The organism is Amycolatopsis sp. BJA-103 (assembly GCF_002849735.1).
Taxonomy (GTDB): domain Bacteria; phylum Actinomycetota; class Actinomycetes; order Mycobacteriales; family Pseudonocardiaceae; genus Amycolatopsis.
In genome coordinates, this window is record NZ_CP017780.1 from 5,631,473 (window position 1) to 5,656,712 (window position 25,240).

The following is a 25,240-nucleotide window of genomic DNA, read 5'->3' on the forward strand; positions in this document are numbered from 1 at the left end:
TTCACGTCAGCTTTTTTCCAGGTACTCCACACGATCTTCGTCGACGACGTCGGCGATCATGTGTGCCAGCCCCAGGTAATTCCCGAGAGCCGGGTCCTTTTCGACTATTTCCAACGCACGGGCACGTGCCTCGGCGATGACTTCCTCGTCCTGCAGCAGCGACAGCAGTTTCAGGGTCGACTTCTTCCCCGACTGCGCGGCGCCGAGGATGTCGCCCTCGCGGCGCAGTTCCAAGTCCATTCTGGACAGCTCGAAACCGTCCGTCGTGGATTCGACGGCGGCGAGCCGCTCCCGGGTCGTCGTGCCGTCCAGGGTCTCGGTGACCAGCAGGCAGAGGCCCGGCACGCTGCCCCGGCCGACGCGGCCGCGCAACTGGTGCAGCTGGCTGATGCCGAACCGGTCGGCGTCCATGATCACCATCGCCGTCGCGTTCGGCACGTTCACGCCGACCTCGATCACGGTGGTCGCGACGAGCACGTCCAGGTCGCCCCTGGCGAACGCCTGCATCACGGCGTCCTTGTCGTCGGCGGGCATCCGGCCGTGCAGGACGCCGATCTTCAACCCCTTCAAGGGACCTTCGGCCAGCTCGGGTGCCACTTCGAGGACCGCGAGCGCCGGCCGTTTGTCGCCTTTGTCCGACGCCGGTTCGTCGCCGATCCGCGGGCAGACGATGTAGGCCTGGTGCCCCTTGCCGCATTCCTCGCGGACCCGCTGCCACGCCCTGTCCAGCCACGCGGGGCGCTCCGCGACCGGCACGACCGACGTCTTGATCGGCGACCGGCCCGCGGGCATGACCCGCAGCGCGGAAATCTCCAGATCGCCGTAGACGGTCATCGCGACCGTCCGCGGGATGGGCGTCGCCGTCATGACGAGCACGTGCGGGCTGGTCTCGTCCGCGCCGCGGGAGCGCAGCGCGTCCCGCTGCTCCACCCCGAAACGGTGCTGTTCGTCGACCACGGCCAGGCCGAGGTCCGCGAAGGACACCGTGTCCTGGATCAGCGCGTGCGTGCCGACGACGATCCCCGCCTCGCCGCTGACCGTCTCCAGCAGCGCCTTCTTGCGTTCCTTGGCGCCCATCGAACCGGTCAGCAGGGTCACGCGCGTCGCGTTCTCCGCGCCGCCGAGTTCGCCCGCCTGCCCGAGATCACCGAGCATCTCGCGCAGCGACCGGGTGTGCTGCGCGGCGAGGACCTCCGTCGGCGCGAGCATCGCCGCCTGCCGCCCGGAATCGACGACCTGCAGCATGGCGCGCAGCGCGACCACGGTCTTGCCGGAACCGACCTCGCCCTGCAGCAACCGGTTCATCGGATGCTCGGTGGACAGATCCCGGGAGATCTCCTCGCCGATCTCCTCCTGGCCCGACGTCAGCGCAAACGGGAGCCGTTTGTCGAAGGCGTCGAGGATGCCGCCGTCGGTGTGCGGACAGGCTTTCGCGGGCCGGGAGACCAGGGAATGCCTTCGCTGCGCGAAAATCAGCTGCACCGCCATGGCTTCGTCCCATTTGAGTCTGCGGCGCGCGGAGTTCAGCGCGTCCCAGCCCGACGGACGGTGGATGCCGCGCAGCGCGCTTTCCAGGCTGGGCAAGCCGTACTGGGCGAGCAGCTCCAGCGGCATCGGGTCCTCGTCGACCTCCAGCACGTCCAGCACCTGGCGCACGCTCTTGGCGATCACCCAGGTCGGGATCCCCTGCGCCGCCGGGTACACCGGGATGATCTCGGCGAGGAAGTCGTCCATCGCCTCGGCCTGGCGCTCGGCGTCGAACAGTTCGTACTCGGGATTCGCCAGCTGCAGGACGTCGCGGAAGGCGGTGACCTTGCCCGCGAAGAGCCCGTTCTTGCCGGGCACCAGGTCCTTTTCGCGCCAGGCCTGGTTGAAGAAGGTGCACTGCAGGCGGCGTTTGCCGTCGGTGATCACCATTTCGAGCAAGGTGCCGTTGCGCGCCTTCATCCGGCGTTTGTTGACCCGCTCGATCCTCGCCATCACGGTCGCGTGCTCACCGAGTTCGAGACCGGCGATGTCGGTGAGCTGGCCGCGTTCGGCGTAGCGGCGCGGATAATGGCGCAGCAGGTCGCTGACCGTCTCGATCTTGAGGCCCTTGGCGAGTGCCTTCGCCGTCGCCGCGCCCACGACCAGCTTGAGGTCCGCGCGCAGGTTCGTCATCCGGTCACTCCACCCCCATCAGCAGCACGGCGTCGGTCTGGCCGCCGGCGTAACTCGTCAACTCGACCTCGGGATGTTCCAGGCGGAGCTGATCGGCCAGCTCGCCGGGCAACCGGACCGGGACGCCGACGCCGGTCAGCACGGTGACCAGCTCGCCGCCGAGGGCCAGCATCCGGTTCAGCACACCGACCGCCGCCGCGACCAGGCTCGTCTCCGAGGCGGGCGCGGGCTCGATCAGCACGACCTCGCCGTCGACGAGACCGACGACGTCACCGGCCTGCGCCCGGCCCACCCAGGTTAGCGACTCCTCCTGCGCGATCCGCAGCTCGCCACGCCTGGTGGCGGCGGCCGCTTCGGCCATCGCGACGACGTCGTCGTTGGTGCGGCGGTCCTTGTCGTGCACGGCCAGCGCGGCGAGCACCTGAACGGGTGACACGCACGGGATGACGACGACGTCGCGGTCCGCGGCCATCGCGTGCCCCGCCGCCGCGTCGGCCGCCGCGGTCAGCCCCTGACCGCCGGGGAGGACGGTGACGTGGTGCCCGGCGGCCTCGTTGATCAGGCCCAGCATCTCTTCGACCGTCGGCGCGACTCCCGGCGGCACGGACAGCACCGCGACCCCCTCGGCCCGCAGCAGTTCGGCCAGCGGCCCGCCGTGGACCACGGCGACCACCGAACGGTCGATACCGCCGCCGACCTCGACCGGCGTGGGCGTGATCAGCGGCTCGACCCGGACCTTGCGCGGGCGGCCCAGCTCGATCCCGGCCTCCAGCGCCGCGCCGATGTCCGCGCAGTGCACGTGGACGGCGAAACTTCCCGCGCCGTCGCCGGCCACGGTGACGCTGTCGCCCAGGCCGCTGAGGGTCTTGCGCAGCCCGGGGAGGCTTTTCTCGTCGACGCCGTCGAGGAGGTACATGACCTCCCAGGCCGTCGGCGGGTCGATCGTGTGATGGTGGTGCGCTTCGAGCGGATGTTCCGGCTCGGTGATGCCGCCGGAGATCACGCCGGCAAGGGCGTCGAGGACCGCGACCAGCCCGCGGGCGCCCGCGTCGACCACCCCGGCCACCGCCAGGACGGGCAGCTGCTTGGGGGTCTCTTCCAGGGCTTCGGCGGCGACGCTCGCCGCGGTCGCGGCCACCTCTTCGAGTGAGCCGGTCGCGTCGCGGACGGTCGCGGCGACGGTGTGGAGGACGGTCAGGATGGTCCCGGCGACCGGGCGGCTCACCGCCCCCGTGGCGGCCCTGTCCGCGCACCCGAGCGCGTCCGCGAGCCCCGGCCCGTCGAGGTCCCTGGCCGCCGCCGACTCGGCGATCCCGCGCACGACCTGCGACATGATCACGCCGGAGTTGCCCTTGGCCGCCGCGACCGCGCCCTTGGCGAAGGCCGCCAGCGCCTCGGCGGTGGTCCCGGGCTCCGCCTCCGCCAGTGCGTCGCGGGCCGCGGTCATGGTGAACAGCAGGTTGGAGCCGGTGTCGGAGTCGGCGACCGGGTAGACGTTGATGCCGTCGATCGCCGGCCGCAGCACCGACAAACTGTGCACACAGGCCGCCGACCAAGCCGACACCGCCGCCACGTCCAGCACCCGCACGCCGTAACCTCCTAGCTGTTCCAGCGAGGGTATCGACCCGGTGCCGGAGGGCTCTGAGCCACTGGTTACTATGGTCGAGTTGCCCAGCATGCTGGGCGCATCATTCTTTGTCCCAGATCCAGAGGAGTTCGACGTGGCTGCCGTGTGCGACGTCTGTGGCAAGGGACCGGGCTTTGGCAAGTCGGTCTCGCACTCCCACCGGCGTACCAACCGCCGGTGGAACCCGAACATCCAGACCGTTCACGCCAAGATCGGTCTGTCCCAGCGCAAGCGCCTGAACGCCTGCACCTCGTGCATCAAGGCGGGCAAGGTCGTTCGCGGCTGAGCCGGATTTTTGGGGAATGGCGGGTGCTCTTCGGAGCACCCGCCATTTTTTATGCGCGTTTGGTCCTCTGGTTACGTCGTGGTGCCGCGTGCGCCGGGTGGCGGTTGGTCGTGAGTGGCGATTCGGGTTCTAACCCGAATCGCCACTCACGACCAACTCGACCGAACGCCTGGCCGCACTGTCCGTGAAGGCCTCCTTGCCTACTTTGAGGGTAGGCAAGGAGGCCTTCACGGACTTGAGCGTCACCTCAGGAGTCACACCGGCCACAGCGACGTACGTGGACCGCCGAGGTACGTGAAGGACCCCTTCCTTGCGCTAGACGCAAGGAAGGGGTCCTTCACGTACCTCGGGAACGCCTCAGCTGTCACAGGTGCCACGGCCGTCCCGGCAGTCACGTGGCAGCGTCGCGGGGTCTTTCGCAACTAGAGGACCAATCGCGCGGTCAGGGGAGCTTCCAGTCCACAGGGCCGGCGCCCTGGTCGGCGAGCAGCTGGTTCGCCCGGCTGAACGGACGCGAGCCGAAGAACCCGGCGTGCGCCGAAAGCGGGCTCGGGTGGGCCGACTCGATGCACGGCACCTTCCCCAGCATCGGCTTCAGGTTCCGCGCGTTGCGGCCCCACAGGATCGCCACCATCGGCTCGTCTCGCGCGGCGAGCGCCTTGATGGCCTGCTCGGTGACGTCTTCCCAGCCCTTGCCCTGATGCGAGTTGGACTTGCCGGGCTGCACCGTCAGCGCCCTGTTGAGCAGCAGGACACCCTGGTCTGCCCACGGGGTCAGATCGCCGTTCGACGGCAACGGGTGCCCGAGGTCCTCGCCGTACTCCTTGTAGATGTTGATCAGGCTCTTCGGGATCGGCCGGACGTCCGGCGCCACCGAGAAGCTCAGCCCGACGGCGTGCCCGGGCGTCGGGTACGGGTCCTGGCCGACGATCAGCACCCGGACGTCGTGGAACGGCTGCTGGAAGGCCCGCAGCACATGTTCCCCGGCCGGGAGATAGGTCCGGCCCGCGCCGATCTCCGCGCGGAGGAACTCCCCCATCGCGGCGACCTGCGGCGCCACCGGTTCGAGGGCTTGCGCCCAGCCTGCTTCGACGATGTCCTGCAGCGGTCGTGCGGTCACGGCGAGCGAGCTTACCCAGGCCGGTCGGCGCCCCTTTTTCCGGTGCACTGAGACACCGGTCACCAGCGCCGTCCTAGCCCAGCCGCCGGAGTTCGACCCGGAACCGGGCCGCGCGCTCGACGTACCCGTCGACGACCCGTTTGATCAGGTCCGGCCCGAACGACGTGTTCGGCCGGGTCTTCGCCGGGACGCCGAGCGCGATGTGCCCACCGTCCACATGGGACCCGTAGGAGAGAACCGCACCAGCGCCGACCATCCCGCCGTCCTCGACGACGGTTCCGTTCAGCACCACCGATCCCGACGCGATCAGGCAGCCCTCGCCGATCCGCGCGCCCTCGATGTGCACGGAATGCCCGACGGCGGAGGACTTCCCGATCACCGTCGGCTCCTCGCGGGTGCAGTGCAGGACGCAGCCGTCCTGGACGTTGGACCGCTCGCCGATCTCGATGTACCCGTGGTCGCCGCGCAGCACCGTCTGCGGCCACACCGACGCGAACGCCGCGATCCGGACGTCGCCGATCACCGTGGCGTCGGGATGGACGTAGGCGTCGGGGTGGATCGAGGGTTCGAGGTCGCCCAGTGCGTAGATCGGCATGCGTTCTCCTAGACCAGCGACTTGCCGAAGCAGACGCTTTCCGGTTCGTCCTTGTAGTACCCGAAACCCGGCATCTCCCGGTAACCCGCCGACAGGTACAGCGCGATGGCCTCCGGCTGTTTGTCGCCGGTTTCCAGCACCATGCGCTTCCGCCCGGCTTCGGCCGCCGTCCGTTCGAGGTCGGCGAGGATCGCCCGCGCGAGCCCCCGCCCGCGTGCCGAGGCCATCACGAACATGCGCTTGATCTCGGCGTCGCCGGGCAGCAGCGGAACGGGTCCGTCGTGCGCGCGCCAGGCACCGCACGCGACCGGGGCGTCATCGAGGTACGCGGCCAGGAACAGCCCTTTCGGTGCGGCGAACTGAGCGCCGTCCATCGGCGTCTCGTCTTCGCTGCCGTACCGGGCGGCCAGTTCGAGTTGGGCTTCGGCCAGCAGCTTCACCGCGTCGGGGTGGTCGTAGGGCAGCACACGAAGGTCCATGAGCGCGAGATTAGCCATCGGCCGTCTCGCGGGGGAAGCAGGTGATCGGCCCAACCGGGACGCTAGCGCCAGTGCTCCCAGCCGCTCTTGTGCCCGTACTGCTTCCCGTCCACCGTCACCCCCGAATCCGGCATCGTCACGACGCCGATTTCGGTCCAGCCCTCCGGCAGGTCGGCGAACGCGGGGAAAGTGGCCGCGAACGCGTGGTCCTCGCCGCCGGTGAGCACCCACTTCAGCGGGTCCGCGCCGAGGGCGGTGCCGACTTCGGTCAGCCTGCTCGACACGTCGAGATCCGCCGTCCGCACGTCGATCCCCACGCCGGAGGCGGTGGCGATGTGGCCGAGGTCGGACAGCAGCCCGTCGGACACGTCGATCATCGACGTCGCGCCGCCGTCGGCCGCGCGGACGCCCGCTTCGTAGTCCGGTTCGGGGCAGCGCTGCGCGTTGACCACGCTGACCGGTGAGCGGAAACCCCGACCGAGCACGGCGAGCCCGGCGGCCGCCCAGCCGAGGCGTCCGCACACCGCGACGACGTCGCCGGGGCGGGCGCCGGACCGCGTCACCGGTTCCCGGCCACCGAGGTCGCCCAGCGCGGTGACACTGATCACGATCTGGCCCGCGCTCACCATGTCGCCGCCGACGATCCCGACGCCGGCGCGGTCGGCTTCGGCCCACATGCCCTTGGTGAGCTCGACGACGAGTGACGTCTCGGTGTCCGGCGGGCAGGCGAATCCCATGAGGACGGACGTCGGGCGGGCGCCCATGGCGGCGATGTCGGTGAGGTTCACCGCGACCGCCTTGCGCCCCACCTGTTCAGCGCTGGACCAGTCGAGGCGGAAGTGCACGCCCTGCACCAGAACGTCGGTGGAGACCACCGTCCGGCCGTCCGGGGTGGCCACGACGGCCGCGTCGTCCCCCGGTCCGAGCAGCGTCGACTCCGGCTGTTTCCGGCCGGACGTCACCGCCTCGATCAACCGGAATTCACCGGTACCGGCGACCGTGCCGTCATTCGGTGACACCCGTCACCTCCACTTTCCCTTGTCCGGACAAATGTCGATCACCGATAGTCGGAAGCCCTAGGTTTTTCCCGGGGCTGGCGATACGTTGCTACAACGTTCCTACCTTGAGCCGACTTTTACGAAGGGGCGCGCCGTGGTCCACGCATACATCCTCATCCAGACCGAGGTCGGCAAAGCCGCCGCGGTCGCCGCGGAGATCTCCACCATCTCCGGTGTCACCAGTTCGGAGGATGTCACCGGCCCTTACGACGTCATCGTCAAGGCCGCTGCCGAAACCGTCGACCAGCTCGGCCAGCTCGTGGTCGCCAAGGTGCAGAACGTGGAGGGCATCACCCGTACGCTGACCTGCCCGGTCGTGAATCTGTAAGAGGTGGTGTAGTTGTCCGGTGGCTGACACGGACACCGGCGCTCCCCCGAAACCACTGCTGATCGCGGCCGCCTGCCTGGCGGTCCTGCTCGTCGCGGGCGTGGCCGTCTTCGGGCTGACGCGCGGCGCGGATCCCGTCACGGATCAGGCCGAAGCCGGGCCGCTCCCGCTCGTCCCGATCCCGGCGTTCCAGTCGGGTTCACCCGACTGTGCGAAGCTCGTCGGCGCCCTCCCGCACGAACTCACGTCGGCCGGGAACACGCTGGTCCGGCGGAAGCTGGCCGAGCCCGCCCCGGAGGCGGCGGTCGGCTGGGGCACCGGCGACCCGGTGGTCCTGCGGTGCGGACTCGGCAAGCCGCCGGAGCTCAACCAGACCTCGCAGCTGCGGACCATCAACAAGGTCCAGTGGCTGCAGGTCCAGGGCGAGGGCACGGCGACCTGGTTCGTGGTCGACCGTCCCGTCTACACGGCACTCACCGTGCCGGACACCGCGGGGACCGGGCCGCTCCAGACCATTTCGGACGTCATCGCCGCCAACCTCCCCGCGGTGCCACTGCGCTTCTGACCGCCTGCGTTTTTGACCGCCTGTGTTCCTGATCAGGGAACGACCAGCAGGGTCTTGCCGGTGTACCGCCGTCCTTCGATGTCGGAATGCGCGGCGGACGCCTCCGCCAGCGGGTACGTGCGGCCGATGACCGGTGCCAGGCTCCCGTCCGCGGCCAGCCGCAGCACCTCCCGCACCCGGCGCGGCGCGTCGGGCCAGAACCCGGCCAGCTGCGCCATGTCCACAATGGTCAGCCGGGCCCGGTCGGCGTCGCCGATCACGGTCTCCGCGCCACTGGACATGCCGTAGCCGGAGAACCGGCCGCCGTTCCCGAGCAGGGCGAGCGAAGCCGCGCCCAGTTCGCCGCCGACGCCGTCGAACACCACGTCGAGCCGCTCGCCGCCGGTGAGTTCGAGGACCGCACCGGTCCAGTCCGCCCCCGAGTAGTCGACCGGCTCGGCACCCAGTTTCCGGGCGATCGCCGCCTTTTCCCCGCCGCGGACCGCCGCGATGACCGTCGCCCCCGCCGCGCGGGCGAGCTGCACCAGCAGACTGCCGAGACCGCCGACGCCCGGTGCCACCAGGATCCGTTCCCCGGCCAGGACCGGGGTCTTCTCCAGCAGCGCCAGCGCGGTACTGCCGTCGTCGAGCAGGGCCAGCGCGTGCTGGGAGTCGAGGCCCGCCGGGATCGGGAAGGTGCTGTCCGGCAGTGCGATGACCTTGTCCGCGTATCCCCCGCCGTACCCGCCCTTCGCGCTGGAGATGACCGGCTTGCCCAGCCAGGTCTCGTCGACTCCGGCGCCGACCGCCTCGACGGCGCCCGCCACCGCGCCACCCGGCACGTACGGCGGCTCGACCTCGAACACGTCGGGACCGTCACCCCGCCGGATGAGGGCGTCGAGCCAGCCGACTCCGGCCGCCGTCACCGCGATGCGGAGTTCACCCTCCGCGGGTTCGGGGGTGGGCAGTTGGATCGGCTCGAGAACTTCAGGACCGCCGAATCGGGACACTCTGATCACCTGCATGAACAAAAGTTACGACCTCAAGCAAGGTAGAGGTCAAGCCAGGACGGCGAGAAGTGGTTTGAGCGCCGAGTGGAGCGCTTCGCGCGAACAGCCCGCGTACCCGATGAGGTTCCCGAACACCGTCGGCGTCCCGGCGAAGTGCCGGGCCAGACCGTCGAGCCGGATCCCGGCGCGTTCCGCCGCCGCGATCCGCGCCGCTTCCTCGGCCGCCGATCCGCACGGGACGACCAGATGCGCCCCCGCGTCGTCGCCGAGCACCGGGATCCCCGCCGACGTCAGCGTCGCCGACACCAGGGACCGGCGCTCCGACAGTTCCCGCCGGAGCTTCCGCAGGTGCCGCCCCAGATCGCCGTGCCGCGCCAGTTCGGCGAGCACCCGTTGTCCCGCCGGCGACGGGCGCGTCCCGGTTCCCTCGCGGTACTCCAGCACCGCGGCCGCGACCTGGGTCGGCGCGACCATCCAGCCCGCGCCCAGCGCCGGGGTGAGAATCTTGCTCGTGGTCCCGAGATGCGCGACGACGTCCGGGGCGAGCGCGGCCAGCAGCGGCAGCGGCGCGACGTCGAACCGCAGCTCCCCGTCGTAGTCGTCCTCGATCACCAGCATGCCTTCGGCGCGGGCGAGTTCGACCAGGTCGACCCGGCGGGACGCGCTCATCCGGCTGCCGAGCGGGTACTGGTGCGCGGGCGAGCAGTACACCGCGCGCACGTCGGCCGGGACGGCGTCCGGGCGCAGGCCCTCCTCGTCGACCGGGACGGACACGACCTCGAGACCCGCCCGCCGGAACGCCTGCACCGCGCGCTGGTAGCCCGGTTCCTCGATCGCGACCCGGTCGCCGCGCGAGAGCACCGCGCCGGCGAGTTCGATCACCGCCGCCGTCGTCCCGCCGGTGGCCAGCACCGTTCCGGCGGCGAGGCCGCGGTGACGCAGCAGATGTTCGGACACCGCGTCCCGGTACGCGGGCAGCCCGGCCCTGTCCTCGCGATAGGTCGGCCGCGGGTCGGCGGCGGCCCGCCACGCACGGCGCCAGGCGGCCTTCTCGATGCCGTCGGCCCACGGCACGCCCGGGGTGAGGTCGACCAGCGTGAGCGGTGCGGCGGCCACGCCCGGCGCGGGGCCTTTCGACGGCCTGTCCGCGGGCGGTGTCGTGGTGACGTAGGTGCCGGAGCCGTGGCGACCGGCGATCCAGCCCTCCGCGTGGAGCTGCTCGTACGCCGCCGACGTCACCGTGCGGCTGACGCCGAGCCGGTGCGCGAGCGCCCTGGTCGAGGGCAGCCTGTCGCCGCCGCGCAGATGCCCGTCGCCCGCGGCGGCGCGCAACGCGTCGGCCAGCTGGACCGCGAGCGGGACGAGCGAAGCGCGGTCGAGGCTGACCGGCAGGGCGGTGTCGGACATGCTGTACCCCGCGCTCTCCGGAAGTGGCCTTCTCAAGTATAGGAGAATTGGACGTTATTACAGTCCACTCTCGTGGGTGAGACTACTCGCATGTCCACCCCGCTCTCTCCCACCGACCGGACCACACTCGGCCGCAAGAAGAACCGCGCGCTCACCGACCGCTCGGCGCTGTACGCGGTGCTCGACGAAGCCCTGATCTGCCATCTCGGCGTCGTGCGCGACGGCGCCCCGCTGGTCATCCCGACCGGCTACGGCCGCGACGGGAACACGCTCTACCTGCACGGATCCACCGGGGCGAAGAGTATGCGCGACTCCGACGGCGTCGAGGTCTGCGTCACGGTGACGCTGCTCGACGGCATCGTCTACGCGCGCTCGGTCAACAACCACTCGATGAACTACCGCAGCGCGGTGATCCTGGGCAAGGCGGCCGCGGTCACCGACGCCGACCGGAAGATGCACGGCCTCCGGGTGCTGACCGACCACCTCGCGCCCGGCTCGTGGGAGCACGCGCGGGACGTCAACGCGAAGGAGTTCGCGTCGGTTTCGGTGCTGGAGCTGGACCTCACCGAGGCTTCGGTGAAGATGCGCGGCGAAGGGCCCGACGACCCCGAGGACGAGGTCTCGGCCGATCTGTCGTGGGCGGGGGTGCTGCCGGTGCGGACCGTTTTCGGGGAACCGGAACCGTCGGCGGACCTGGTTTCGGAGTGGACGGTGCCGGACCACGTGAAGACTCGCGTCGGGTAGGGGGTAGCCGACGCTAGGAAAGGCCCGTTACTGGCAAAATTTGCCAGTAACGGGCCTTTCCTAGCACTCCGCGAAGCGCTACGAGAGCCGCCTGGGCAGCCGCACGGTGAACGTCGTCGCCCCCGGCACGCTCTCGACCTCGATCGTCCCGCCGTGCGCGGAAACCAGCGAGCGCACCACCGAAAGCCCGAGCCCGGTCCCGCCGTTGCCGCGCGTGCGGGCGGTGTCGACCCGGAAGAACCGGTCGAAGATGCGTTCCCGCGCTTCCGGGGGGATCCCCGGCCCGGCGTCGCTCACCCGCAGGACGACCTCCGCGCCCGAGGCGGCGCCCGACAGCGTGACCGCCGTCCCGGGTGGCGTGTGCACCGCCGCGTTGGCCAGAAGATTGTCCAGCACCTGCCGCAGCCGGACCGGATCCGCTTGCAGGACAACACCTTCCGGAAGCGGGCCGAGGGTCAGCGGATGCTCCGGGCGCCCGGCGGTGAAGGCCTCGCCCGCGTCGGTGAGCAGTTCGGCGAGGTCGACATCGACCAGCCGTAGCGGCGCTTCGCTCTCCGGCGCGTCAAGGCGCGCGAGGAGCAGGAGGTCGTCGACGAGCACGCTCATCCGCTGGGTCTCTTCCCGGATCTTCGACAGATGCGCCTCGCGTTCGGCGGGTTCGTTCGCCGCCTCGTAGCGGAAAAGCTCGGCGTAGCCACGGATCGACGTCAGCGGCGTGCGCAGTTCGTGGGAGGCGTCGGCGATGAACCGCCGCAGCCGTTCGTTCGCCTCCCGGCGCGCGACCAGTGAGGAATCGAGGTGCGCCAGCATCAGGTTGAACGCCGTCCGCAGTTCCTCGACCTCGGCGCCGCCGCCGTTCGGCCGCGCGCGCACCGGGAGATCGGCGTTCGTGGTCAGATCGTGCGACGCGATGTCGTGCGCCGTCCCGGCCATGTCGCTCAGCGGCCGCAGCCCGCGCCGCAGCACCAGCCGTCCCGCGATCACCAGCACCGCCAGCGCCAGCAGGAACGCGACGACCTCGACCATCACCAGCTGGCTCACCGTCCGGTCCAGGTCCGCCTGCGGCGCGGCGCTGACCAGCACGATGTTCTGGTCGCGCTCGATCGGGCAGGCCCGGACCCGGTAGGTGCCCTTGTCCTCGATGTAGACCGTGCGCAGCACTTCGGTCTGCGTCGCGTCCTCCGCGACCTTCGCGAGAGCCTTCGTGTCCGGCGGGAGAGAACCACCCGCCTGCGGCAGCGCGTCGCCGTTCTGTACCGAGAAGACCGCCGAGAACCAGCCGTAGGCCTGCTGCGGTTTCCCGCCGTGCGTGGTGCGCAACGAGGGCACCTGGCTGATCTGGGTCTTGGCGAGCTGTTCGTCGAGCCGGTCGTTCAGGTAGCCCTTCATGATGCCGACCATCACGGTGCCGACGACGGCGAACACGATCAGCGCCAGGACACCGAGCCCGAGTGCCAGCCGGGTCCCGAGCCTCGATCGGCGCCAGGCGTCGTACCACCGGCGCAGCATTTTCATCTCGCCGCCTGCCGGACGACGTAGCCGACGCCGCGCACGGTGTGGATCAGCGGTTCGCCGCCGTCGTCGAGTTTGCGGCGCAGATGCGAGATGACGAGTTCGACCACATTGGACCGGCCGCCGAAGTCGTACTCCCAGACGTGATCGAGGATCTGCGCCTTGGTCAGCACCGAAGGCGAACGCCGCATGAGATAACGCAGCAGTTCGTATTCGGTCGGCGTCAGCTCCGCGGGTTTCCCGTCGCGGGCGACCTCGCGGGTGTCCTCGTTCAGGGTCAGGTCGCCGACCCGCAGTACCGCGGCCGCCCTGGACTGGCTGGTGCTGCGCCGCAGGACCGCACGCAGCCGCGCCATCAGTTCCTCGACGGAGAACGGCTTGACGAGGTAGTCGTCGCCGCCCCGGGTGAGCCCGGCGACACGGTCGGCCGTCGCGTCCTTCGCGGTGAGGAAGACCACGGGCACCGCCGTCCCGGCCTCACGGAGCTTGTCCAGCACGGTGAACCCGTCGATCCCCGGCAGCATGAGGTCGAGCACGACGATGTCGGGCACGAATTCGGCGGCCTTGGCGAGCGCGGCCTCGCCCGATCCGGCGGTGACGGCCTGCCAGCCCTCGTACCGGGCGACGGTGGCCACCAGGTCGGCGATATGCGGCTCGTCGTCCACCACGAGCAGGCGGACGGGGTTTTCGGTGTTCACGAACCCCATCCTCCGTGAACACGCGCGCGAGAGCGAGGCGGGAGGGCACACGACAGGAAGCCGACAGCTTCCGCCAAGAAAGGTCACAGGTTGGCACAGCAGGCTCAGCACTTGAACCGGACCGGAAGGGACCACGTGTGACAACCATGACGCAGACCGCCGTGAAACCGCGCCCGGCGATCCGTCCCAGGATCGCCGCACGCGCCGGGCTCTTGACCTTCATCGGGGCCAACGTGGCCGCCGTGACCCTGCTCTTCTTCGCCGCCGGGCCGTCGGACAACGTCCTCATCAGCATCGGCAGGCTGGCCGGGCTCTACGGGGCGCTGGCGATGGCGTTCCAGCTGCTGCTGGTCGCCCGGCTGCCGTGGCTCGACCGCCGCCTCGGCATGGACCGGCTCACCGTCTGGCACCGCTGGACCGGGTTCAGCCTCCTGTGGACGCTGCTCGCGCACTTCGTCTTCATCCTCTTCGGTTACGCGCAGGTCGAGGACAACGGCGTGGTGGACGAGTTCGTCACGATGGTGACCAAACTGGAGGGGATCCTGCGCGCGGTCGTCGCGTTCGCGCTGATCCTGCTCGTCGGCGCCGTTTCCGCGCGCTTCGCCCGCCGCCGTCTGGCGTACGAGACCTGGCACTTCATCCACCTCTACACCTACGCCGCGGTCGTTCTGGCGTTCAGCCATCAGATCGCGCTGGGCGGATCGTTCGCGTCCTCGCCGGGCGCGCAGGCCTATTGGTGGGCGATGTGGGGCGTCGCGCTGGGCTCCGTGGTCGCCGGCCGCGTGATTCTGCCACTGGCGCGGAACCTGCGTCACCAGTTGAAGGTCGTCGCCGTGGTCCCCGAATCCCACGACACCGTGTCGGTGTACATGACCGGCAAGCACCTCGACAAGATGCCCGCGAAGGCGGGCCAGTTCTTCCTGTGGCGCTTCATGACCAGGGATCGCTGGTGGCAGGCCAATCCGTTCTCGCTGTCGGCCGCGCCGGACGGCCGCACCCTGCGGCTGACCGCGAAGGCGGCCGGTGACGGCAGCGCGTCCTTGCGATCGCTGAAGGTCGGCACCCGGGTGTTCGCCGAAGGACCGTACGGCGCGTTCACCACGATGCACCAACAGAAACCGGACGCGCTGCTGGTCGCCGGCGGTGTCGGGATCACGCCGATCCGCGCGCTGCTGGAGGAGATCTCCGGGCACGTCGTGGTGCTCTACCGCGTCCGCACCCAGCACGACGCGGTGCTGCTGCCGGAGCTGATGGGGCTGGCGCGGGCACGCGGCGCCGTCGTCCGGGTCCTCAGTGGACCGTCCGATCTGGCCGGTCCGCACGGTCCGATTCTCGGCGCGCACAGCCTGCGGCGGATGGTGCCGGACGTCCGGAACCGGGACGTGTTCGTGTGCGGCCCGCCCGGGATGACCTCGGCGACGCTGCGCAGCCTGCGGGAGTTGCAGGTACCCGCCGGTCAGGTCCACGCCGAACGTTTCAGTCTCGCCGCCTGAGCCAGGGAGTCCCCGATCATGAAGAAGACCATCGTCGCCGCCACGGTCGCCCTGTCGCCCTTCGGCTTCCTCGGTGTCTGGCTGTACGAACCGGGTCCGCTCGGTTCGGAGACCGTGGCCGTCGCCGCACCGGCGCCCGCGCCGTCCACCGTGTCCTCTTCGGACGGTGGCGCCTCCGAAGGCTCCGAACGCACCGTCGACGGTTCGGTGGAGAGCAACCGGTACGGCACCGTCCAGGTGCAACTGGTGATCTCGGCCGAAGACAAGATCGCCGACGTCCGGCTGCTGCGGCGGCCGACCAGCGGGCGCGGGGTCGACGCGATCCCGGTGCTCCAGCAGGAAACGCTGACCGCGCAGAGCGCCGACATCGACACCGTCTCCGGGGCGACTTCGACGAGCGAGTCGTACGTCAAATCGCTGCAGGCGGCGCTGGACGCCAGATGAACCGCGTCGAGCAGGTGATGGGGCTGCCGGTCTCGGTCGACGTCCGGGCGGGCGGCGCCCTCGTCGACCACGCGATCGACGGCGTCTTCGGCTGGCTGCGGGAGGTCGACGCCCGGTTCAGCCCGTTCAGGGCCGACAGCGAGGTCTGCCGCTACGACCGCGGCGAACTCGCCCCTTCCCAGCTGAGCGACGACCTGCTCGAGGTGCTTTCGCTGTGCGATCACTACGAACGGCTGTCCGGCGGGGCGTTCACCGCGCGGCTCCCCGGACGGCGGCTCGACCCGAACGCGGTGGTCAAGGGCTGGGCGGTGCAGCGGGCGGCATCACTGCTGCTGGCCGAGGGCCTGGACGTCTTCTGCGTCAACGCCGGCGGGGACGTGGTCACCGCGGGCGAACCCGAACCCGGCCGCGCCTGGCGGGTCGGCATCCGGCATCCCGAACGGCCGAACGCGATCTGCGCCGTGGTGGAGTCGTCCGATGGTGCCGTCGCGACGTCGGCGGAGTACGAGCGCGGGGCGCACATCCTGGACGGGCGGACCGGGCGCCCGGCGACCGGGCTGCTGAGCGTCACGGTCACCGCCGACGACCTCGTCACGGCGGATTCCCTGGCCACGGCCGCTTTCGCGATGGGAACCGAGGGAATCGCCTGGGTCGCTTCGCAGCCGGGGTGCCAGGTGCTGGTCATCGACGCGGAACGGCAGGTGCACCGGTCGCCGGGGCTGCGGCTGGCTTGAGTCGTGACGTGATGGTTTCGCCTGGTCGTGAAGGCCTCCTTCCCTACCCTGAAAGTAGGGAAGGAGGCCTTCACGGACCTACTACCCGGCAGGACGTCTTGTCCCGCTGGCCTTAAACCGTTGGCCGGGGTTCGCGGGCTCGGGCAGACTGCGGCTCCATGACCTCTGTCGTACAGAATTTCTTCTTCGACTGCGCCGACGCCTACGAACTGGGCCGGTTCTGGAGTGGCGTCGTCGGCAAGCCGATGGCCGAGGACGACGTGCCCGGCGATCCCGAGGCGATCATCGTGCTGGACAACGGCGTGACCCTGTTCTTCGGGCAGGTCCCCGAGCCCAAGACGGTGAAGAACCGGATCCATCTCTGCCTGGAGCCCGACATCCCGCGCGACGAAGAGGTGGAACGCGTGCTGGCGCTGGGCGCGACCCTGCTGCACGACCGGCGCAATCCGGACGGCACCGGCTGGGCCGTGCTGGGCGATCCCGAGGGCAACGAATTCTGCGTGCTGCGCAGCGCCGCCGAGAAGGCCGCGACCTCGTGACGGACTACGTCACCGTCAACCGCGCGAACTGGGACGAACGCGCTCCGGCGCACGCCGCGTCGGCGGATTACGGCTACGAACGGTTCGTGAAGGACCCCGCGCATCTCAGCGGCGTGGTCACCTTCGACCGGCCGCTGCTCGGCGACGTCTCCGGTGCGCGCGGCGTCCACCTGCAGTGCCACATCGGCACCGACACGCTTTCCCTGTCCCGCCTCGGCGCGCGGATGACCGGGCTCGACTTCTCCGCACCCGCGCTGGAGATCGCGCGGCGGCTGGCGGCCGAGACGGGCGCGGAGATCGAGTACCACGAGTCCGATGTGTACAGTGCCGCCGACGTGCTGGGCGCCGGGGAGTTCGACCTCGTCTACACCGGAATCGGGGCGATCTGCTGGCTGCCCGACATCGCCCGCTGGGGACAGGTCGTCGGCTCGCTGCTGAAGCCGGGCGGGCGGCTGTTCATCCGGGACATGCATCCGATGCTGGGCACCCTCGACGAGACCCAGCCGCTGATCACCCCGCACTACCCGTATTTCGAGCAGGCCGAGCCACTGGTGTTCGACGAGCCGGGGACCTATGTGGACACCGACGTGTCGTTCGAGCACAACCGGACGCACGAATGGAACCACGGGCTGGGTGAGATCGTCACTTCGCTGCTCGACGCGGGATTGACGCTGACGAAGCTGGTGGAGCACGACAGCGTGCCGTGGAACGCGCTGCCCGGGTTCATGACCCTCGACGAGGCGACAGAGGAATGGCGGCTGACTAAGGATCCCCAACGGCTGGCAGCCAGTTTCACCATCGAAGCGTTCAAACGCGCCTGAAACCCTCCGCGTTTTCGTCCTCTGGTTGCGGTGGTTCGGACCGCCAACTACCGCAACCAGAGGACTAATCGCGGTGATTGAGTGAAGAATGGGGCACATGTCGAGTCAGTTCAGGCGGCCGCTGGTCGCCGTCGCCGCCTTGGGCGGCACCATCTCCATGGTCCCCGGCGACGGTGAAGACCACGCGGTCCCCAGGCTCACCGCGGCGGATCTGCTCGGCGAGCTGGGCGAGAACCTGGCGATGGACGTCCGGGCGGAGACCCTCGCGGGGATTTCCAGCGCTTCGATGGACTTCGCGACCCTCGTCAGGACCCGGGACTGGGCCGCGCGGGCCGTCGCCGACGGCGCCGAGGGCGTCGTCGTGGTCCAGGGCACGGACACCCTCGAAGAGACCGCGTATTTCTTCGAGCTGACTTGGGCTTCCGAGGCCCCGATCGTCGTCACCGGCGCCATGCGCAACCCCAGCCTGCCCAGCGCCGACGGTCCGGCGAACCTGCTCGCCGCGCTCACCGTCGCCGCCGATCCCCGCAGCCGGGGCCGCGGCTCGCTGGTCGCGTTCAACGACGACGTCCACGCCGCGCGCTGGGTCCGCAAGGCGCATTCGAGCCACGTCGAGGCGTTCTCGTCGAATCCCGCCGGCCCGCTCGGGCTGCTCGCGGAGGGCGCGGTGCACTACTTCCATCCGGTCGCCGCCCGGCCGACGGCGTTGTCCCTGGAGAACGCGGACTTCGCCGGGCTGGTGCCGATCCTCGAGAGCGGCGTCGAGGACACCGGCGAACTCCTGGAGACGCTGGTCAAGGCCGGGCTCAAGGGAGTGGTGCTCGCCGCGAACGGCGCCGGGCACGTCTCGGCCGGGACGGCCGACGTGATCGAGCGCGCGCTCCCCGATCTGCCGATCGTGGTCGCCGGCCGCACCGGCGCCGGGCCGACGTTCCGCGGTACCTACGGCTTCCGCGGTTCGGAGTCCGACCTGATCGCGATGGGCGCGACCATGGCGGGCTGGCTCGACCCGCGCAAATCCCGGCTTTTGCTGCACACCCTGCTCGCCACCGGTGCCTCCCGGGAGCGCGTCGAGGCCGAATTCCGGCTGCGCGGCGACCTGACCCAGGGCTAGTCCCGGATAGGGCCCGAGATGGGGTCCAGGTGGTACGGGCGCATGGTGCGGGTCTGGTGCCGGTAGACGTGCACGCTGACGGCGGGATCCGGGCCGTCGTTGCGCACTTCGTGGATGTAGCCGGGACCGAAGACGCGCGACTGGCCCTCCGCCAGCGAATGCAGCTCCGTCACCGCCCGCCCGTCGGACGCGTGCCGGGCGACGGTCTCGCTCAGCTGCCCGCTGACCACGGTGAACGCGCCCGCGGCGAATTCGTGGTCGTGCAGGTCGGTGTGCTGGCCGGGCAGCCAGCTCATCAACCAGATCTCCTGCAGTTCGTCGGCGTCGACGAGGGCGGAAAAGCGCGCCTCGGGGTCGTAGCGCAGGAGGTGCCGCCAGCGGTCACGGTCCGCGGCGTACTCGATCGCGACCCGCACCGGGTGACGCAGGGCGGGGTTTTCGGGAATGACGAGCGTGTTGTCCGGGACGGCGAACATGAAGGAGTCCTCGCAAAGGAAGGAAGGTGTCGAACTGGGCCGGGGCGGGGTTCACCGACAACAGAGACACGCGCACGCGACCGCACCAAGACCCGAGAGGCCCCGCGACACAGTCATCCCACGTGCGAACATGCCCTCAGCGAACCAGTGCGGATCCCGGCGGTCAACCGATCTCACACCGTGGACCGTGAGTTCTGCACCTGCCGACCATGCTCGCAGCACGAATCGGACCCGGTCTGTCGCGATCCTGCGGTCTTGTTCAGGACCACTCGTGCTTCTGCGACCGCCCGAGCAGCTCCGCGCCCGCCCGCCGGGGGTCGACACCTTCGTGACAAACGCGGTGCATCGCGTCGGTGATCGGCATGTCGACGCCGAGGCTCTTCGAGAGCTCCCGGATCGACGTGCACGACTTGACGCCCTCGGCGACCTGGCCGCCGGTGGCCGCGAGCGCCTGCTCCAGCGTCTCGCCCTGGCCGAGCCGCTCGCCGAAGGTCCGGTTGCGGGACAGCGGCGACGAGCACGTCGCCACCAGGTCCCCGACGCCCGCGAGCCCGGCGAAGGTCAGCGGGTCGGCGCCGAGTTTCGCGCCGAGCCGCGCCATCTCGGCGAGCCCCCGGGTGATCAGCGTGGCCACGGTGTTCGCGCCCAGCCCCAGCCCCGCCGCCATCCCGCAGCTGAGCGCGATGACGTTCTTGCACGCCCCGCCCAGCTCGCAGCCGACGACGTCGGTGTTGGTGTACGGCCGGAAGTACTGGTTGAAGCTCGCCTGCTGGATCGCCTTGGCGTTGTCGTGGTCGGTGCACGCGAGCACCGCCGCCGCCGGCTGCCCGAGCGCGATCTCCTTAGCCAGGTTCGGCCCGGACACGACCACGATCTGCCCGTCGTCGACGCGGGCGATCTCGGCGATGACCTCGCTCATCCGCTTGAGCGTGCCCAGTTCGACGCCCTTCGCGAGGCTCACCAGGATCGCGTCGGAGGGCAGCAGGCCGGACCACTCCGACAGATTGGTCCGCAACGTCTGGCTCGGCACCGCGAGGACCACGGCCTGCGCGCCGTCGAGCGCCTCGGCCGGATCCGCCGTCGCGGTGATCCGCGCGGGCAGGTCGATATCCGGCAAATAGGATGAATTGCGATGCCGGTCCCGGATTTCGGCCGCGACCTCGGGCCGCCGGGCCCAGATGGTCACGTCCCGGCCGGCGTCGCCGAGCACCTTGGCGAACGCCGTCCCCCACGATCCCGCGCCGAGCACGGTCAGGCGCTGGACCTCGGTGGCGGTTCCGGCCATCAGGCGTCGTCCCCCGGCTTCTTCGCGGGCGGTTCCTCCTGGCGGATTTCCGCCAGGAGCGCGGTGATCTCGGTCATCATCAGCTCGGTGACCTCGCGCAGCTTGGACGCGCTGCGCGTGGAACCGTTCCGGTAGGCGGACAGGTCCATCGGCTCGCCGACCAGGTGCGTGATCTTCTTGCGGGGGAACGGCGTGAACTTCTTCGTGTAGCCGTTGAAGATGTGGTTCGTGCCCCAGCGGGCGATCGGGATCACCGGCACGTCGGTCTCGAGCGCGAGGCGCGCGGCACCGGTGAACGGCTTCTTGGGCCAGCCGTCCGGGTCCTTGCTGATCGTCCCCTCGGGATAGATCACCACGACCTTGCCGTCACGCAACGCCTGGTGGGCGGCCTTGAGGCTGTCACCGGCGGCGGCCGAACCGCGCGAGACCGGGATCTGGCCCGCGCCGACGAAGATCTTGCCGAAGACCGGTGTCCTGGTCAGGCTCTCCTTGCCGAGGAACCGCGGCACCCGCTTCTGACGGTGCACGAACACCGCGTCCACCGCCGGGTCCATGTGGGACACGTGGTTGAGCAGCAGCAGCGCGCCGCCTTCGCGGGGGATCCGCTCGGCGTTGCGGTAGACCCGCTTGCCGATGGCCGTCGCCGGGTAGAACAGTGCGGCGGCGATGCCAACCCAGATGCCGCCCTTCTCACGCCGGGCCAATTCGTCCTCCTCCAAGTCGCGCGTGCCGTCCCAGAGCACTGATCCTGCCGCGCGCACGCGAGCGGGGTCCAGGGAGGGTCGGGTAAGAAGAGAGATGTGGACAGTATGGGCATCGACCTGATCGTGCCGATGAAACGACCGGCGGAGGGCAAGTCGCGGCTTCGCGGCGCGGTCGTTCCCGAGCGGCACCCCGAACTGGTGCTGGCGCTGGCCTACGACACCCTGTCCGCGGCGACCTCGGCGGACGGGGTCCGCCGGGTGCTGGTGATCGCGGCGGACCCGGCGTCCGTGGCGGATCTCACCGAGCTGGGCGTCGAGATCGTCACCGAGCCGTCGCGGGGCGGGTTGAACGCGGCACTGCGGTACGGCGAAGAGCTGCTGCGCCGGGACACACCGTCCGGTCTCGTCGGGGCCCTGCAGGCCGACCTGCCCGCGCTGCGGACCGAGGACCTCACCGCCGCGCTCGCCGAAGCCGCCGGGCATCGGGCATTCGTCGCGGACCGGCAGGGAACGGGCACGACGCTGTTGCTCGCGGGGGCGGGCCGCGCGCTGGCACCCCGGTTCGGCGAGGGATCCGCGCGGGCGCACACCGCCTCCGGTGCGACCCCGCTCACCCTTCCCGCGGACTCACTCCGCGCGGACGTGGACACCGCGGATGATCTCGCTCACGTCCGCACCCTCGGTGCCGGAAAGCGCACTTCAACACTGTTGGGAACACCCTGCGTGGTGATGTGACGAGAGTTCACCCCGAGGACCCGCGCGCGGCGCACATAATCGCGCCGAGTGGTGAACAATGAAGCCCGTGAGCACAAACGACGGCGGCACCCCGAACTCGGCAAGGAAGCGGAAGACCTCCGCCGCGAAACCGGAACCGGACACCAGCGCGGCGGCCAAACCCGCCAGGGCGCGGAAGACCGGTCCCGTGGTGAAGAGCACCGGCAATCACCGCACTCCCCGCGCGACCCGCGGCGGGGCGGCGAGCCGTCCCGCACAGGAGTTCCGCGCGCTGCCCGCCGCGCCTCCCGCGGTGACGTCGGCGCCCACCGCCGTCGAGACGCTGCCCGATGACCGGTACTTCAACCGTGAGCTCTCGTGGCAGGACTTCAACGCGCGTGTGCTCGCGCTGGCCGAGGACGAATCTCAGCCGCTCATCGAACGCGGCAAGTTCCTGGCGATCTTCGCGTCCAATTTGGACGAGTTCTACATGGTGCGGGTCGCCGGGCTGAAGCGCCGTGACGAGACGGGGCTCCCGGTCCGCAGCGCGGACGGGCTCACCCCGCGCGAGCAACTGGCCTACATCGCCAAGCGGAACCAGGATCTCGTCGAGCGGCACACGAACGCCTTCGAACTGCACCTGCGGCCGCAGCTGGCCGACGAAGACATCCACATCGTCGGCTGGAACGACCTGACCGGCGCCGACCAGCTCCGGCTGTCCAACTACTTCAGCGAGCAGATCTTCCCGGTGCTCACACCGCTGGCCGTGGATCCCGCGCACCCGTTCCCCTACATCTCCGGCCTCTCGCTCAACCTCGCGGTGACCGTCCGCGACCCGGAGGGCGGCACCGAACGGTTCGCGCGCGTCAAGGTGCCGAGCAACGTGCCGCGCCTGATGCGGATCGAGCAGCAGCCGAGGGAAAGCCGCACCGCGACCTTCCTTCCCCTGGAGGAACTGATCGCCGCCCACCTCGGCGAGTTGTTCACCGGGATGGAGGTCACCGAGCACCACGCGTTCCGGGTCACCCGCAACGCGGACTTCGAGGTCGAAGAGGACCGGGACGAGGATCTGCTCCAGGCGCTGGAACGCGAACTGGCCCAGCGCCGGTTCGGCCCGCCGGTGCGGCTCGAAGTGGCCCAGGACATGAGCGAGCACATGCTCGAACTGCTGCTGCGCGAACTGGAGGTCGACCCGCGCGACGTCGTCGAGGTGCCCGGTCTGCTGGACCTGACCTGCCTGCACCAGCTTTCCGGCGTCGACCGGAAAGAACTCAAGGACCGCCCTTTCGTTCCCGCGACGCATCCGGCGTTCGGTGAGCGCGAGACGCCGAAGTCGGTGTTCGCGACGCTGCGCGAGGGCGACGTCCTCGTGCACCACCCGTACGACTCGTTCTCCACCAGCGTCCAGCGGTTCATCGAACAGGCCGCCGCGGACTCGAAGGTGCTGGCGATCAAGCAGACGCTGTACCGCACCTCCGGCGACTCCCCGATCGTCGACGCGCTGATCGACGCCGCCGAGGCGGGCAAGCAGGTCGTCGCGCTGGTCGAGATCAAGGCGCGGTTCGACGAGCAGGCCAACATCACCTGGGCCCGCACCCTGGAACGCGCGGGCGTCCACGTGGTCTACGGCCTCGTCGGGCTGAAGACGCACTGCAAGGTGTCGATGGTGGTGCGCCAGGAGGGTTCGACCATCCGCCGCTACTGCCACATCGGCACCGGCAACTACAACCCGAAGACCGCGCGTCTCTACGAGGACCTCGGCATCCTGACCGCCGACCCGACGATCGGCGCGGACCTGACGGATCTGTTCAACGTGCTCACCGGGTACTCCCGCCAGGACACCTACCGCAACATCCTCACGTCGCCGCACGGGATCCGCCGCGGCATCGTGCGCGCGATCGGCGAGGAGATCGAACTCGCGCGCGCCGGGCAGACCGCCGGGATCCGGCTCAAGTGCAACTCGCTCGTCGACGAACAGATCATCGACGCGCTGTACCACGCTTCGCAGGCCGGGGTGCCGGTCGACATCGTCGTGCGCGGCATCTGCGCGCTGAAGCCGGGTGTGGAGGGGCTGAGCGAGAACATCCACGTCCGGTCGATCCTCGGCCGTTTCCTGGAACACTCGCGGATCTTCAACTTCCGCGCGGGCGGCACGCACTGGATCGGCAGCGCGGACATGATGCACCGCAACCTGGACCGTCGCATCGAGGCGCTGGTGCGGGTCAAGGAACCGAAGCTGACGGCGCAACTGGACTACATCTTCGAATCGGCGCTGCATCCGGCGACCCGGTGCTGGGTGCTGAACTCGACCGGTGAGTGGACCCCGTTCCCCGCGTCCGGCGACGACGTCCGCGATCATCAGGTCGAACTGGCGAAGCGGCACGGAGCCGCCGGATGAGCGGGATCGTGCGGGCGGCGGGGGCCGTCCTCTGGCGTCGCGACGGGGACCGGACCGAGGTCGCGCTGGTCCATCGGCCCCGTTACGACGATTGGTCGCTGCCGAAGGGAAAGCTGGATCCGGGCGAGACCATCGCGGAAGCGGCGGTCCGGGAGATCCAGGAGGAGACCGGATTCGAGGCGGTGCTCGGCCGCTATCTGTTCCGGACCGAGTACACCGTGGCTGGCTCCCCCAAGACCGTCGACTACTTCGCCGCCCACGCGGCTTCCGGCTCGTTCGCTCCGAACGACGAGGTCGACGAACTGCGCTGGCTCGACGCGGAGACCGCGGAGAAACTGCTGACGCGGCCGGGGGACGTCCGGGTGCTGCGCGAGTTCTCCGCACTGCCGCCCGAACTCGCCACGGTGATCCTGGTACGGCACGCCAAGGCCGGTAAGCGGGACGAGTGGAACGGTGACGACGACCTGCGCCCGCTTTCGGAAGCGGGTCAGCGTCAGGCGGAAGCACTGCGTTCGTTGTTGAAGCACTACGCGCCCGGCAGGGTCCTCTCGGCGCCGCGGCTCCGGTGCGTCCAGACGGTCAACGGGCTCGCCGAGGATCTCGAAACCGAGATCCGGCACGAGCCACTGCTGTCGGAAGAGGGCTACTGGCCGGATCCCGTGCTCGGTGTCGCACGGTTGCTGGCCATCGCCGGGGACGGCGGGACACCGGTGATCTCCAGCCAGGGCGGCGTGATCCCGGACGTCGTCAGCGCGCTGGCCGACCGCGACGGCGTCGACCTGCCCGCCGCGCGAGGCGGTGTGGTGCCGTCGAAGAAGGGCTCGTTCTGGGTTCTGTCTTTCCGGGCGCCGACCGAGGAGGACGGGCCGGTACTGGTGGCCGCGGACTACTTCGCGTCGCCTTTGCCCACTCCTGCTCCGGCGCATCCCTGACGCTTTCTTGCGCGTGAA

General features: G+C 70.0%; 26 protein-coding genes. 13 read left to right on the plus strand and 13 right to left on the minus strand.

All coding sequences use genetic code 11. From position 1 onward, the window contains the following. Positions 1-6: 6 nt before the first annotated feature. Together recG and BKN51_RS24500 are read right to left on the minus strand one after the other, a co-directional pair. The gene (recG, locus tag BKN51_RS24495) at positions 7-2,160 is read right to left on the minus strand and encodes an ATP-dependent DNA helicase RecG (protein WP_101609824.1); all 2,154 of its coding nucleotides are present in this window, start codon (positions 2,158-2,160) and stop codon (positions 7-9) included. Positions 2,161-2,164: 4 nt separating this feature from the next. Further along, positions 2,165-3,748 (minus strand): DAK2 domain-containing protein, encoded by a 1,584-nt coding sequence (locus tag BKN51_RS24500; protein ID WP_101609825.1) that lies wholly within the window; start codon positions 3,746-3,748, stop codon positions 2,165-2,167. Positions 3,749-3,881: 133 nt separating this feature from the next. Between BKN51_RS24500 and rpmB the strand changes: the two genes are divergently transcribed. Next, positions 3,882-4,073 carry a 50S ribosomal protein L28 gene (gene rpmB, locus BKN51_RS24505; protein WP_007031450.1) on the plus strand — a complete coding sequence of 64 codons (192 nt, stop codon included), beginning with the start codon at positions 3,882-3,884 and terminating at the stop codon, positions 4,071-4,073. Positions 4,074-4,515: 442 nt separating this feature from the next. Here rpmB and BKN51_RS24510 read toward each other — a convergent pair whose 3' ends face one another. From BKN51_RS24510 to BKN51_RS24525, 4 genes are all read right to left on the minus strand, one after another. Continuing rightward, positions 4,516-5,193: a uracil-DNA glycosylase gene (locus BKN51_RS24510; protein ID WP_101609826.1), complete on the minus strand. Its 678-nt coding sequence runs from the start codon at positions 5,191-5,193 to the stop codon at positions 4,516-4,518. A gap of 73 nt (positions 5,194-5,266) precedes the next feature. Next, positions 5,267-5,788, minus strand: coding sequence for a gamma carbonic anhydrase family protein (locus BKN51_RS24515; RefSeq protein ID WP_101609827.1), 522 nt, complete (start codon positions 5,786-5,788; stop codon positions 5,267-5,269). Between the two features lie 8 nt (positions 5,789-5,796). Next, positions 5,797-6,267: a GNAT family N-acetyltransferase gene (locus BKN51_RS24520; protein ID WP_101609828.1), complete on the minus strand. Its 471-nt coding sequence runs from the start codon at positions 6,265-6,267 to the stop codon at positions 5,797-5,799. A gap of 62 nt (positions 6,268-6,329) precedes the next feature. Further along, positions 6,330-7,286, minus strand: a complete 957-nt coding sequence (locus BKN51_RS24525) for a thiamine-phosphate kinase (protein ID WP_101609829.1) — start codon at positions 7,284-7,286, stop codon at positions 6,330-6,332. Positions 7,287-7,419: 133 nt separating this feature from the next. Here BKN51_RS24525 and BKN51_RS24530 point away from each other — a divergent pair, with 133 nt between their 5' ends. Further along, positions 7,420-7,653, plus strand: coding sequence for an Lrp/AsnC family transcriptional regulator (locus tag BKN51_RS24530; protein ID WP_101609830.1), 234 nt, complete (start codon positions 7,420-7,422; stop codon positions 7,651-7,653). A 19-nt stretch (positions 7,654-7,672) separates the two neighbouring features. Then, positions 7,673-8,218: a DUF3515 domain-containing protein gene (locus tag BKN51_RS24535; RefSeq protein ID WP_101609831.1), complete on the plus strand. Its 546-nt coding sequence runs from the start codon at positions 7,673-7,675 to the stop codon at positions 8,216-8,218. A 32-nt stretch (positions 8,219-8,250) separates the two neighbouring features. On the opposite strand, the gene BKN51_RS24540 is transcribed toward BKN51_RS24535, so the two are convergent. Further along, a complete protein-coding gene (locus BKN51_RS24540) occupies positions 8,251-9,222 on the minus strand; it encodes a zinc-binding dehydrogenase (protein ID WP_101609832.1) in 972 nt (323 codons plus the stop codon). Positions 9,223-9,255: 33 nt separating this feature from the next. After that, positions 9,256-10,614, minus strand: coding sequence for a MocR-like pyridoxine biosynthesis transcription factor PdxR (gene pdxR, locus BKN51_RS24545; RefSeq protein ID WP_101609833.1), 1,359 nt, complete (start codon positions 10,612-10,614; stop codon positions 9,256-9,258). A 90-nt stretch (positions 10,615-10,704) separates the two neighbouring features. Between pdxR and BKN51_RS24550 the strand changes: the two genes are divergently transcribed. Next, complete coding sequence (locus tag BKN51_RS24550) at positions 10,705-11,358, plus strand: pyridoxamine 5'-phosphate oxidase family protein (protein ID WP_101609834.1); 654 nt, start codon at positions 10,705-10,707, stop codon at positions 11,356-11,358. A 78-nt stretch (positions 11,359-11,436) separates the two neighbouring features. Here BKN51_RS24550 and BKN51_RS24555 read toward each other — a convergent pair whose 3' ends face one another. Further along, positions 11,437-12,873 (minus strand): sensor histidine kinase, encoded by a 1,437-nt coding sequence (locus tag BKN51_RS24555; protein ID WP_101609835.1) that lies wholly within the window; start codon positions 12,871-12,873, stop codon positions 11,437-11,439. After that, positions 12,870-13,568, minus strand: a complete 699-nt coding sequence (locus tag BKN51_RS24560) for a response regulator transcription factor (RefSeq protein ID WP_101613432.1) — start codon at positions 13,566-13,568, stop codon at positions 12,870-12,872. Before BKN51_RS24560 ends, BKN51_RS24555 begins: the two co-directional genes overlap by 4 nt. 146 nt (positions 13,569-13,714) lie before the next feature. Between BKN51_RS24560 and BKN51_RS24565 the strand changes: the two genes are divergently transcribed. The 6 genes from BKN51_RS24565 (at position 13,715) to BKN51_RS24590 (ending at position 18,713) form a co-directional block, all read left to right on the plus strand. Continuing rightward, positions 13,715-15,061, plus strand: coding sequence for a ferredoxin reductase family protein (locus BKN51_RS24565; protein WP_101609836.1), 1,347 nt, complete (start codon positions 13,715-13,717; stop codon positions 15,059-15,061). A gap of 18 nt (positions 15,062-15,079) precedes the next feature. Continuing rightward, positions 15,080-15,505: an FMN-binding protein gene (locus tag BKN51_RS24570; protein ID WP_101609837.1), complete on the plus strand. Its 426-nt coding sequence runs from the start codon at positions 15,080-15,082 to the stop codon at positions 15,503-15,505. Further along, positions 15,502-16,239, plus strand: a complete 738-nt coding sequence (locus BKN51_RS24575) for an FAD:protein FMN transferase (protein WP_101609838.1) — start codon at positions 15,502-15,504, stop codon at positions 16,237-16,239. The genes BKN51_RS24570 and BKN51_RS24575 overlap by 4 nt, the downstream gene beginning before the upstream one ends. A 158-nt stretch (positions 16,240-16,397) precedes the next feature. Next, positions 16,398-16,778, plus strand: coding sequence for a VOC family protein (locus BKN51_RS24580; RefSeq protein ID WP_101609839.1), 381 nt, complete (start codon positions 16,398-16,400; stop codon positions 16,776-16,778). After that, positions 16,775-17,599 (plus strand): class I SAM-dependent methyltransferase, encoded by an 825-nt coding sequence (locus BKN51_RS24585; protein ID WP_101609840.1) that lies wholly within the window; start codon positions 16,775-16,777, stop codon positions 17,597-17,599. Before BKN51_RS24580 ends, BKN51_RS24585 begins: the two co-directional genes overlap by 4 nt. Before the next feature lie 97 nt (positions 17,600-17,696). Continuing rightward, the gene (locus tag BKN51_RS24590; RefSeq protein ID WP_101609841.1) at positions 17,697-18,713 is read left to right on the plus strand and encodes an asparaginase; all 1,017 of its coding nucleotides are present in this window, start codon (positions 17,697-17,699) and stop codon (positions 18,711-18,713) included. Here the strand turns inward: BKN51_RS24590 and BKN51_RS24595 are convergent. The 3 genes from BKN51_RS24595 to BKN51_RS24605 form a co-directional block, all read right to left on the minus strand. Beyond that, positions 18,710-19,189, minus strand: coding sequence for a cysteine dioxygenase (locus tag BKN51_RS24595; RefSeq protein ID WP_101609842.1), 480 nt, complete (start codon positions 19,187-19,189; stop codon positions 18,710-18,712). The genes BKN51_RS24590 and BKN51_RS24595 overlap by 4 nt on opposite strands. A gap of 259 nt (positions 19,190-19,448) precedes the next feature. Beyond that, complete coding sequence (locus tag BKN51_RS24600) at positions 19,449-20,474, minus strand: NAD(P)H-dependent glycerol-3-phosphate dehydrogenase (protein ID WP_101609843.1); 1,026 nt, start codon at positions 20,472-20,474, stop codon at positions 19,449-19,451. Further along, positions 20,474-21,217 (minus strand): lysophospholipid acyltransferase family protein, encoded by a 744-nt coding sequence (locus BKN51_RS24605; RefSeq protein WP_168214384.1) that lies wholly within the window; start codon positions 21,215-21,217, stop codon positions 20,474-20,476. The genes BKN51_RS24600 and BKN51_RS24605 overlap by 1 nt, the downstream gene beginning before the upstream one ends. A 66-nt stretch (positions 21,218-21,283) precedes the next feature. Between BKN51_RS24605 and cofC the strand changes: the two genes are divergently transcribed. The 3 genes from cofC to BKN51_RS24620 are packed head-to-tail and all read left to right on the plus strand — an operon-like array spanning position 21,284 to position 25,222. After that, positions 21,284-21,913, plus strand: coding sequence for a 2-phospho-L-lactate guanylyltransferase (gene cofC / locus BKN51_RS24610; protein WP_101609844.1), 630 nt, complete (start codon positions 21,284-21,286; stop codon positions 21,911-21,913). Positions 21,914-21,971: 58 nt separating this feature from the next. Next, a complete protein-coding gene (locus BKN51_RS24615; protein WP_174720451.1) occupies positions 21,972-24,290 on the plus strand; it encodes an RNA degradosome polyphosphate kinase in 2,319 nt (772 codons plus the stop codon). Beyond that, on the plus strand, positions 24,287-25,222 hold the full coding sequence (locus BKN51_RS24620) for an NUDIX hydrolase (protein ID WP_101609845.1): 936 nt from the start codon (positions 24,287-24,289) through the stop codon (positions 25,220-25,222). The genes BKN51_RS24615 and BKN51_RS24620 overlap by 4 nt, the downstream gene beginning before the upstream one ends. Positions 25,223-25,240 lie beyond the last annotated feature (18 nt).